At 61.2% G+C, this 10334-nt stretch carries 8 protein-coding genes and 1 pseudogene; 2 read left to right on the top strand and 7 right to left on the bottom strand.

The annotated features are described in order from the left end of the window. Positions 1–154 precede the first annotated feature (154 nt). The 5 genes and pseudogenes from spoIIR to PACILC2_RS23590 all read right to left on the bottom strand — a co-directional run bounded on the left by spoIIR (position 155) and on the right by PACILC2_RS23590 (position 5515). Positions 155–817 (bottom strand): stage II sporulation protein R, encoded by a 663-nt coding sequence (gene spoIIR / locus PACILC2_RS23610; RefSeq protein WP_213531243.1) that lies wholly within the window; start codon positions 815–817, stop codon positions 155–157. Between the two features lie 256 nt (positions 818–1073). Continuing rightward, positions 1074–2065, bottom strand: a pseudogene (prmC, locus tag PACILC2_RS23605) (peptide chain release factor N(5)-glutamine methyltransferase). Between the two features lie 67 nt (positions 2066–2132). Then, complete coding sequence (prfA, locus tag PACILC2_RS23600; RefSeq protein WP_062490083.1) at positions 2133–3200, bottom strand: peptide chain release factor 1; 1068 nt, start codon at positions 3198–3200, stop codon at positions 2133–2135. Between the two features lie 129 nt (positions 3201–3329). After that, positions 3330–4430, bottom strand: coding sequence for a redox-regulated ATPase YchF (gene ychF / locus PACILC2_RS23595; RefSeq protein ID WP_062490080.1), 1101 nt, complete (start codon positions 4428–4430; stop codon positions 3330–3332). 140 nt (positions 4431–4570) lie between these two features. Further along, positions 4571–5515: a DUF6612 family protein gene (locus PACILC2_RS23590; protein ID WP_213531241.1), complete on the bottom strand. Its 945-nt coding sequence runs from the start codon at positions 5513–5515 to the stop codon at positions 4571–4573. 93 nt (positions 5516–5608) lie between these two features. On the opposite strand from PACILC2_RS23590, the gene PACILC2_RS23585 reads away from it, so the two are divergent. Next, positions 5609–5752, top strand: coding sequence for a hypothetical protein (locus PACILC2_RS23585; RefSeq protein ID WP_201024065.1), 144 nt, complete (start codon positions 5609–5611; stop codon positions 5750–5752). A gap of 491 nt (positions 5753–6243) precedes the next feature. On the opposite strand, the gene PACILC2_RS23580 is transcribed toward PACILC2_RS23585, so the two are convergent. Beyond that, positions 6244–7476 carry a molybdopterin-dependent oxidoreductase gene (locus tag PACILC2_RS23580; RefSeq protein WP_062490076.1) on the bottom strand — a complete coding sequence of 411 codons (1233 nt, stop codon included), beginning with the start codon at positions 7474–7476 and terminating at the stop codon, positions 6244–6246. Positions 7477–7656: 180 nt separating this feature from the next. Between PACILC2_RS23580 and PACILC2_RS23575 the strand changes: the two genes are divergently transcribed. Further along, entirely contained in the window at positions 7657–9060 is a 1404-nt protein-coding gene (locus PACILC2_RS23575) for a stalk domain-containing protein (RefSeq protein ID WP_213531239.1), read from the top strand. Positions 9061–9092: 32 nt separating this feature from the next. Here PACILC2_RS23575 and PACILC2_RS23570 read toward each other — a convergent pair whose 3' ends face one another. Beyond that, on the bottom strand, positions 9093–9947 hold the full coding sequence (locus PACILC2_RS23570) for an alpha/beta hydrolase family protein (protein WP_213531237.1): 855 nt from the start codon (positions 9945–9947) through the stop codon (positions 9093–9095). Between the last annotated feature and the right edge of the window lie 387 nt (positions 9948–10334).

Raw genomic sequence — 10334 nt, 5'->3', positions numbered from 1 at the left:
AATCGCGGGAAAGGCCTGCCTGGAAAACTTTTTCACCGGCCGTCAAGGATGTAAATCGTCCTCGTTTCGCGTTAATCCTTGATGGGACAAAAAAAAAGCTGCCCCGCAGGTTTACCCAACCTCCGGGACAGCTTCAAGCGGCTTGCTATTCTTTTTAGACGAACAAGCTGCGGATAAACGACAGTATCGATTGGATCAATTCCCACAGGAAGAAACGGGCTTCCGGCGTTTGCGCGCCGGCGGCTTCGCCCCGGTCTTCCATGGAAGAGACGGAGCCGTCCGCGGTCGCCGAAGCGGCGGTCGCTTCTCCGGTCACGCTGTCCACGAAGCAGAGCGGCGGAAACAGCACGCACCACCAGTTTTGCCCTTGCCCTTCGCCCAGCGTGATGCGCAGCGCCTCGTAATCGCCGGCCGGGTAAACCCGCTTGCCGTAAATTTTGGTCGGGAACGGCACGACGGCCAGCTCCGCGCGAAATCCGTAAGCAAAGCCGCGGCTTCTCAATTCGGCTTCGACGATTCGTTCGATGTCCGCCATCCGCGACCGGATCTCGGCACGCGCTTCCCCGATCGTCTGCGGGCCGGACACCCAGCCGTTCATCGCTTCCACGACGGCATCGCGGACATGCCGCTTGACCGCCTGATCGGCGGCGGAATCCGAATTGGCCAATATGCGCAGCCGAATCGACTGCTCGGGAATGGCGGCGTCCGCAACGGCAGCGTCGGTCCGCTGCGTCTCCCAACTCATGACGAGCACGCACAATGTGACGAACAGATACAGATAGGATAACCGAAAAGGATAACGATAATGGCGGATCATCCAACACAAGCCCCTCTCGCGCACCCGTCGGTGCATCAGCTTGCGTTCCGGAACGTTTCTATCCGTCATTATTTCCGGCTAACCTGTCTTCTAAACTATCATTCGGGAAAAAAGAAAGTAGATTCGGCTTTCCGCTGCCGGCCGTACGGCAAACCGCCGCCAAAGTCCGGCTGACGAACGGCCGATCTGTTTTGCGCCATCTTTATGCGGTTCCGCCCTGTTGCCGCCGTTCTGCTGCGGGCCTTGTCCGGGAGTGTCAGCTCCCGTCATCGCTATGCCGGACGGCCAGCACATGGCGCTCGATGCCGGCATAGTCGCGCACGATCCGGATCTCGTCCCATGCGCCGAACCGGCGCAGCATGCCGGCCACCTCCGGGGCTTGACCCAGGCCGAGTTCGAAGGCGACGATGCGCGGAATGCGGGCGAGCTGCGGCAGCATGCCGATCATGCGGCGGTAGGGCGTCAGACCGTCGTCTCCGCCGTCGAGCGCGAGACGCGGCTCGTAATCGCGCACCTCTCGCTGCAGTCCGGGCAGGTCGCCGGACGGGATGTACGGCGGGTTCGACACCAATACGTCGATCCCAAGGCCTGCGGCGGGCGGGCGTTCATCTCCGCACGCCCGCCGCGTTCCCTCGCGCCCGACGAACGGCGCGAGCAGGTCGCCCTGCACGAACGCTATGCGCGACGCGACGTTGTGGCGCTCCGCGTTCGTGCGGGCGACCGCAAGCGCGTCCGCCGACAGGTCGGACGCGCATACGCGCCAGCGCGGACGCTGCACCGCCAGCGTCACGGCGATGGCGCCGCTGCCCGTGCCGACGTCGGCCACCGTCGGCACGTTCGCCGCGCCGCCCGGCGCATCGCCCGGGCGCGCGGCCTGCTCAGGCGGCCAGCATGCATCGGCCGCCTCCAGCACCGCCTCGACGAGCAATTCCGTCTCGGGGCGCGGAATCAGCACGGCCGGCGTCACCGTGAACGCCAGGCCGTAAAACCATTGCTCGCCCGCGATATATTGCACCGGCTCGCCGGCCGCCTTGCGCGCGACGAGCCGCTCCCAGCGGGCGGCTTCTTCCTGCGGGAACGGCTCCCGCCAATCCCGCAGCAGCTCCGCGCGCGTCGCTCCCAGCAGATGCATGAGCAGCCGCTCCGCATTCGCGCGCGCCTCCTCCACGCCGCATGACGCCAAAACGAGGAAGCCTGCATGCAGGCTTCCCCGATCGTCGTCCCCGGCGCCGTCCTAAACTGGCTCATCCCTGTTCCTCCCGGGCACCGTTCTGTTTTGTCATGTCTCTGCGGCGCCGCGCCCCGCTTCGACGGTTCACACGCTCTGCTCGAGCAGCTCCGCCTGCTCCGTCAGCGTCAGCGCGTTAATAATTTCATCCAGCTCGCCGTTCATAATCGCGTCAAGCTTGTGCAGCGTCAGGCCGATCCGGTGATCGGTCACCCGGCTCTGCGGAAAATTGTACGTGCGGATCCGCTCGCTCCGGTCGCCCGTTCCGACCTTGCTTTTGCGCTCGCCCGCGTATTTCGCTTCTTCCTCCTGCCGGCGCATGTCGTAGATGCGCGCCCGCAGCACCTGCAGCGCCTTGGCCTTGTTGTCGTTCTGCGATTTGCCGTCCTGGCATGTCGCCACGATGCCGGTCGGGATATGCGTGACGCGCACCGCCGACTTCGTCGTGTTGACGGACTGGCCGCCGGCGCCGCTCGAACAGAACGTATCGATGCGAATGTCTTTGTCCAGAATTTCGACCTCGATCTCTTCCACCTCGGGCATGACCGCCACCGTCGAGGTCGACGTATGAATGCGGCCGCCGGATTCCGTAACCGGCACCCGCTGCACCCGGTGGGCGCCGCTTTCGAATTTCAGCTTGCTGTAAGCGCCTTTGCCGGACACCATGAAAATAACTTCCTTGAAGCCGCCCAGGTCGCTCTCGTTCGCTTCCAGCAGCTCGACGCGCCAGCCCTGGGAGTCGGCGTATTTGGTATACATCCGGTACAGATCGGCCGCGAACAGCGCCGCCTCGTCCCCGCCCGCCGCGCCGCGGATCTCGATAATGACATTTTTGTCATCGTTCGGGTCCTTCGGCAGCATCAGCACGCGAATGCGCTCTTCCAGCGCCGCACGGCGGGCGGTCAGCTCCTCGATTTCCAGCTTGACCATCTCGCGCATCTCGTCGTCGAGCTTCTCGCCCAGCATCGCTTTCGCATCGTCGAGCTGCGCCAGCACCTCTTTATATTCCGTATAGGCCGTGTAAGCTTCCTGCAGATCCGACTGCTCCTTGGAATACTCCCGCAGACGCTTCGGATCGTTCGCTACATCCGGATCGCACAGCAGCTCGCTGAGCTTCTCATACCGGTCGGCCAACGATTGTAAACGGTCCAACACCGTATTTCACCCCTAAGTTTTCTGCAAAAATGTCGTCTCTCCATTATACCACAAACCTGCCGCAGGCGATACGGACAGTCGGAAACGGCAAGGCCGGCTTCCGCAGCGGGAAGCCGGCCTTGTTCGGTTTTAGACGTTGAAGCGGAAATGCATAATGTCGCCGTCCTGGACGACGTAATCTTTGCCTTCGAGGCGAAGCTGGCCTCGCTCGCGCACCGCGTTCATCGAACCCGCGGCAACGAGATCGTCATAGGAGACGACCTCCGCGCGGATAAAGCCGCGCTCGAAGTCGCTGTGGATAACGCCTGCCGCCTGCGGCGCCTTGGTGCCCTTGCGAATCGTCCAGGCGCGCACTTCCTGCACCCCGGCGGTGAAATACGTATACAGTCCGAGCAGCTTGTACGCCGCTTTGATCAGCCGGTTCAGGCCCGATTCCGCTAGTCCCAGCTCTTCGAGAAACAGCTTCTTGTCATCGCCGTCCAGCTCGGCAATTTCGGCCTCCACCCGGGCGCTGATCGGCACGACTTCGGCTCCTTCCGCCGCCGCGAACTCGCGGACTTGCTGCACGAACGGATTGTTGTCCGCATCGGCCGCCTCCGATTCGCTGACGTTCGCGGCATACAGCACCGGCTTCATCGTAAGCAGATGCAGGTCGCGGACGACCAGCCGCTCCTCGTCGGACAGCTCTACGCTGCGCGCCGGCTTGTCGTTGTACAGCGCCTCCTTGAGCCTCTCCAACACCGCCAGCTCCTGGGCCGGTTTCTTGTCCCCGCCCTTCATGCTTTTGCGGGTCCGCTCCATACGCTTCTCGACCGTATCCAGATCGGCCAGAATCAGCTCCAGATTGATCGTCTGGATGTCGCTGAGCGGGTCGACCCTTCCCGCCACATGCGTAATATTATCGTCGCGGAAGCAGCGGACGACATGCACGATGGCGTCGACTTCGCGGATATGGGCCAGAAACTTGTTGCCGAGCCCTTCGCCTTTGCTCGCCCCGGCGACCAGGCCGGCAATATCGACGAATTCGAAAGCCGTCGGTACCGTCCGGTTCGGCTTCACGATCTCGGTCAGCTTGTCCAGCCGCTCGTCAGGCACTTCCACGACGCCGACGTTCGGATCGATGGTGCAGAACGGATAGTTGGCAGATTCGGCCCCTGCCTGCGTAATCGCATTAAACAAGGTCGACTTGCCTACGTTCGGCAATCCGACGATTCCACAAGAAAGTGGCATGACGAAAACACTCCTCTAACATGACATGGTCTTTCGCCATTATACTCGAAGAACAGGGTGAGCGAAAGACCGGGCGTGCGGCCGCTAACGTACAACAGCTAATCATGCACCGCTATGACCGGCCGCTAATGTCCGGCCGCCTATTCCTCCAACAGCTTCTCCAGCTCTTCCATCGTTTCGGCGTCCGGAATGATGACCTCCGGCGCCCGCTTCGCTTCGTCCGGCACGTCCGCCTCGAACGGTTCTCCCCAGTCATCGTACCGGACGCTCATCGTCTGCGTCAGCTTCGACGGATGGCCCGGCTCGAATTCGAGCGTCAGATCGGCGGTCACATCGACCGTTACCGGACGCGCGGTGTCCGGGTCGAGCACGATCCGGTAACTCATCGTTTCGGTCTCGATGCTGTCCTCGACCCCTTCCGGGAGCGCGCCTCCTCCCAGCGTAACGGTCAGAACGTCGATCAGCAGCGCGCGGGCGTCCTCTCCCGCGCCGTCGCCTTCGTAAGCGAGCACGACGTTCCCTTCATCATCTTTCGTCGCCGAGAACGCGGCGGCATGTCGGGCAAGCCGCTTCATCTGATCGGCGGGCGCGATTTGATAGTCGGACATCGACGCCTTGATCTTCGGCAGCTCCGATTCGTCCATCCGGCTCCACTCGCCGGTTACCAGGTCCTGTGTAAAGTAACCGTCCGGCGTCAAATACGCAGCGAGCTTATCCGTCTGGCCGTCAAACGTCGATTCGACCGTCTGCCTCATGACAAGCGGCTCGATCGACACGTTGCCCTCATTGGCTATGACAAGCTCGGACGTCTGCCCGTCCGTCGTCAGCCGCTGGTCCAGCTTCATATCGATGCCGAAAACGTCCACGCCTTTGAACGAAGAGGCCGCTTTGTCCAGCCACTCCTTCGCATCGCCGGCCTGAACGGCGGCCTCCGTATGACTTCCTCCCGCTTTATCGCCGCTTGCCGGGCTCTCTTGCCTTTCATTGGAGCATGCGGCCGCCAGCGCCACCGCCGCCGCCAGCAGCGCGGCAACCGCCAGCAGCCGGACCGCCCGGATTTTCACCCTTTTCGCTTTGTGCGGCACATCGATCGCCTCCCTGGATGTCCTGCCGCGCATTCGCGCGGAATGCCGTATCTCCCGCCGGGAATACTACGTCCGGACAAGGAGGTGACGGCAATGGAAAACCAATCCCACAAAAACAACTATAAAGGAACTACCCGTATGAATGCCAAGAACCAAGATATGGCTTTTGTCAACGACACGGTCGAGGACGCCAAATCGACAAGCAACTTTTCGCCAAAAAAGAAAAAGACCGACTGAAGCCGGTCGGGTGAAACGCCATTTGGTGACAGCTGGTATCATGTACCATTTTCCGAAACGGAACAGGACTTGCCAGCGATGCGGATAGCCGCCGGGATGGGCAGCCTTGCAGCCGTTGCAATCGCTGCTAGCCGTTGCAGCCGTGCAGTCGATGCAGGTGTTGTAGCTGTTGCTGCTATTGCAGCCACTGCAACTGTAGAAGTCCCTGCCAGCTGTGCAGTCATTGCAGGTGTTGCAGTCTCTGCTAGCTGTGCTGCAGCCGTTGCAGCCGTTGCAATCACTGCTAGCTGTGCAGTCATTGCAGGTGTTGCAGTCTCTGCCAGCTGTGCTGCAGCCGTTGTAGTTGTTGCAATCGCTGCTAGCTGTGCTGCAGCCGTTGCAGCCGTTGCTGCTGTTGCACCGTAAATGTTTGCAGTCTGTCCGCCTCCGCGCGGCGCCGCTGTTCGCGCCGGGAGAGACGTGCGTTCGCCCGCTCCCGCCCATTGGCGCTTTTACACCCACGCGTCTTTGCTGTAGCCGCGCTCGATCCAGTACCCGTCGTGATCGCCGGCGATCAGCTCGATGCGATTCAGCCATTTGATCGACTTGTACGCGTACATTTTCGGAACGATGAGCCGGGCCGGACCGCCGAGGTCCGACGGCAATGGCCTGCCGTCGTGCAAAACTGCGACCATGACGTCATCCATTCTCGCCTGATCGAGCGTGAGCGACTCGGTATAGACGCCGTCTCCGGAATAAAGCTTGACTGTTTTCGCTTCTGGCCGGACACCCGCCAAATCGAGCAGTTCCCGAAGCGGAATGCCTTCCCAGGTGTTGCGGTACACCGACCAGCCCGTCACACAGTGAAAATCGCTTACCTGCACGGTTCGTTTCCGGCTCACGAATTCTTCCCAATTCCAGGTGAAAGGCCGGTCGACCAGTCCGTCGACGGTAAACGACCAGTCATTGTTCGTGAATGCCGGGATCGGCGTTACCGTATAAATGCGAAAATGTCCTTGCGCTCCGCCGCCGACCGGCGGCGAGGAATCGGCAAGCGGCTGCGGCGCGGGCAGCAAGCGGTTTTTGTCGTTCTCCGCCAACCGTTCAAGCGCGCTGCCGGACGTGCTGCCGAGCGACCGTCCGACCCATTGCAGCAACGAAGGCCCGAACGCGACAGCAAGCCCGGCCCCGATCGCCGTACGGAGAAAAGCGCGGCGGGTATACAACGGCTGGGGAGCGGCCGGGTGCAGTCGTTCTTCCGACCTTTCCGTGATGACGGCCCTGCGGCCGGCTTGCTTGATCCATCGTGTGCGCGTCAGCGAATGATAGATGATGTACGGAAGCCCGATCCAGGTCAGCAGATCGTGCGCGACAAGCGCCGCATTCGACAACGCCGGCCCGGCAAGCCTGAATTGCCAAAGGATGACTCCCGACAACAGCCAGCCGGCGAGGAGGGTCAGCACGACGACGATATTGAACCGCTGCCAGGGCCGGCCTTTCAGCAGCCTCCAATGCTTGCCGATGAGCGTCATATACAGGATGATAGGAGCAACGGACACAAGTCCGGCCGCAATATGCACCCACTTGAGCCAAACTCTCCCCTCGCCCAGCACCCCCCGCCAAAAACCGCTTGCGAGCAGCAACCCCGTCGCCGCCAGCAGCAGAACGATCCATCCGTTCCAGGCATGTATGCCCGCCAGCTTGCGACCGGCATGTCTGCGCATCCAATCCAGCCATTTGGCCATCTTTACACGCCTCCCGCACCGGATATACCGGCATTGTCGTTCCGAATCTTTCGTAAGTTTTGCGCGTACAAAAAGGAATACGGACGTTCTTATCGAAAGGAATGGCTATGCTCCTGGAGGGATGATGCCGCAATGCGATGCTGTATTCGTATCCTATGTGCATTACTGAGTGCATTTCTGATGATAAACATAGTAGGGAATTTCGTCCGTCTCCCCGAAGCGGATGCCAGCGCATCCGAGCCCGCGAAAGCTGCCGTGTATCCCGGAGAGGAGATCCGCATGGCCGATTTGACGGCCGCCCGGTCCCGTTCCTCCATCAAAGCCGCATGGGAGCGGCTCAAGCCCCGTTATGCCGGTACGCCTTACGCCGACATCCCGAGCCTGCAAGCGCCCTATGCGCCGGGCAAGCTGCAGCCGGCTTTCATACAGGACGGGCTCAATATGGTTAATTTTGTCCGTTATTTGGCCGATCTACCCGCCGATATCGAAGCGGACGCGTCGCTGAACGCCATCGCCCAGCACGGCGCAGTGCTGCTGCATGCCGCAGGCAAGCTCGATCATCGCCCACAGCGCCCGGCCGATATGGAGGCGGATTTTTACGAGACCGGCTACCGTTCCGCTTCCACCAGCAATTTGGCCAAAGGATACCGCACCCTGCACGAGGCGGTGATCGGGTACATGGACGACTCCGATCCCCGGAATATCGGCAAAGTCGGCCACCGGCGCTGGATTCTGTCTCCGCAGCTCAAGAAAGCGGGATTCGGTTTTGCCGGCAGCTACTCGACGATCAGCGTCACCGACCGCAGCCGGGAATCGCTATTCGTTTACGACGCCATACCGTATCCGGCCCGCGGACCGTTCCCGCTGCAATTTTTTCACCCGCGCCAAGTCTGGTCCATATCGCTCAACCCTGAAATCTACAAAACGCCGGACCCGGCCCTTGCGAGCATCACCCTGCGCCATCCCGCCAGCGGCCGCGTCTGGACGATCGGACGTCAGGACAAGGATATGCTGTCGGGCGCGTACGGGAACGTCTCCGCCGTCATGTATGCCGGTTCTCCGGCCATTGTGTTCCGTCCCGATCTGACGGCGGACGATAGCGGCGTTCTGTTCGCCGACGGCTCGCTCTTCGAAGTGACGGTCGAAGGATTGGAAAAGACGGACGGATCGGCGGCGACGCTGCAATATGAAGTCGAATTTTTCGATCTGGACCGGACGCCGGTCGGCATCTTTCTGAACGGGCGGGAGGTACGGCTGACGCCGGACCCGCTGACGGCTGACGGAAGAGTGCTCGTGCCGATGAGACCGTTGTTCGCCCAATTCGGCGCCGAGGTAGCCTGGGACCGGGCGAGCGGCACAATCTACGCCGCATTGGGCGACAGGTCGCTGCAACTGCCGGCCGGCGGCAAGGAAGCGCGAGTGACCGAAACGGACGGCGAACGGACCATCGCGCTCGACGTCCCGGCGCAAATCCGCGGCGGCACCACTTATGTTCCGATCGGCTTCGCCGCGCAATTATTCGGTCTGCACGCCGCCTGGAATCCGGAAGCATGGCGCGTGGAGCTTACGCAATTGGAAGGATGACGGACCCCGTAATACCGGTATGACCGCCGACGTTAGCCGTTCCTGCGCCGGAGATTCTCAAGCAGAAAAGAAGCGGTCGCTTCCAACGCTTCTTCCAGCGCCGCCGTCGTCCCCGCAAACGGATGAACGGCCCCGAACGTATGTCCCGCTCCGGCGATCGTGCGATACGTATGGCGGGGCGCCGCTTCACGCATGCGCCGGAAGCCGTTCAGCAGCCGTTCCGCATCTTCGTCGCCCTGCAGCAGCATAACCGGAATGTCAAGCTCGGCCAGCCTCGCCGGAATATCGAACCGTTCGCGGTTTCGGTCCAGATCTTCGAAGAATATCCGGTTGATCGGCATCAGCTGCTTCGTCCGCGCATTCGGCGTATAGGCAACGCCCTCCCGTCTCGCTTCGGCTTCGAAGCGCTCGTCAAACAAGTTGGCCGAACCGACGCCGTTCCAGGTGACGACGGCTCCGATCTCCGGATGATCGGCTGCGAAGATGATCGCATTGCCGCCTCCGCGGCTGTGGCCGAGCAGCGCGATGCGCTCCGTATCGGCCATCTGCGGGAACGGCAGCCGGCCGCGGGTCAGCGCCGACAAAACGGCTGCGAGATCGTCCTGCTCGCGCGAATACGTGTTGCGTGCGAATTTGTCAAGCTCGTCAAAATCCCACTCCCGCACGCCGTTGCAAGAGAAATTGAACAGGACGACGTAAAACCCGCGCTGCACCAGCCACTCCGCCGCATACGGGAAAAACCCCCACGACGCGAACGCTTTGAACCCGTGGCAAATGACGATCACCGGCTTTTTATCCTGATCCGGCTGTACGTATACGCTGCCGCGTATGAACAAATCGCCGCCCGGCTCCAGGACGAACCGTTCGATGCTGACGTTTCCACTCATGGACGCCCGCCTCCTTTACCAGCTTTTTCACGTGATCTCCTTGTAATTTTGATTGTAGCGGTTCCACGGCTTAGCGGCAACGCAATTCGTCAGACGCACGTAATTTGCTAGGCGTACGTAATTCGTCAAGCACACGCAATTTGCCATGCGTATGAAACAAGCAAAAACGACTTCTTCGTCTCTGTCCGGGGACGATACTGTTTCGCGATGGCGGCCAGAGCTCTATTCGCTCTCGCCACCCGGCGACTAATTGCGAACCTCCACGTTCGCTCGCGCTACCCCGCTGTAAACTGCCACCTGTCTCGAAATTGCTTTACTCCGACTCCGCGGCGGCTGGCATCCGGAAGATAGAAACCCAATAAAAGATCAAAGCTGCAAAAGTGCAGT

This window comes from Paenibacillus cisolokensis (genome assembly GCF_018403665.1).
GTDB lineage: Bacteria > Bacillota > Bacilli > Paenibacillales > Paenibacillaceae > Paenibacillus_AH > Paenibacillus_AH cisolokensis.
This window is presented reverse-complemented; position numbering and strand designations above follow the sequence as displayed.

Bases quoted from the DNA above. Each gene is read 5' to 3' on its own strand.
- PACILC2_RS23575 (WP_213531239.1), top strand. From the start codon at position 7,657: ATGATAAACATAGTAGGGAATTTCGTCCGTCTCCCCGAAGCGGATGCC.
- PACILC2_RS23570 (WP_213531237.1), bottom strand. From the start codon at position 9,947: ATGAGTGGAAACGTCAGCATCGAACGGTTCGTCCTGGAGCCGGGCGGC.
- PACILC2_RS23585 (WP_201024065.1), top strand. From the start codon at position 5,609: ATGGAAAACCAATCCCACAAAAACAACTATAAAGGAACTACCCGTATG.
- ychF (WP_062490080.1), bottom strand. From the start codon at position 4,430: ATGCCACTTTCTTGTGGAATCGTCGGATTGCCGAACGTAGGCAAGTCG.
- spoIIR (WP_213531243.1), bottom strand. From the start codon at position 817: ATGATCCGCCATTATCGTTATCCTTTTCGGTTATCCTATCTGTATCTG.
- PACILC2_RS23580 (WP_062490076.1), bottom strand. From the start codon at position 7,476: ATGGCCAAATGGCTGGATTGGATGCGCAGACATGCCGGTCGCAAGCTG.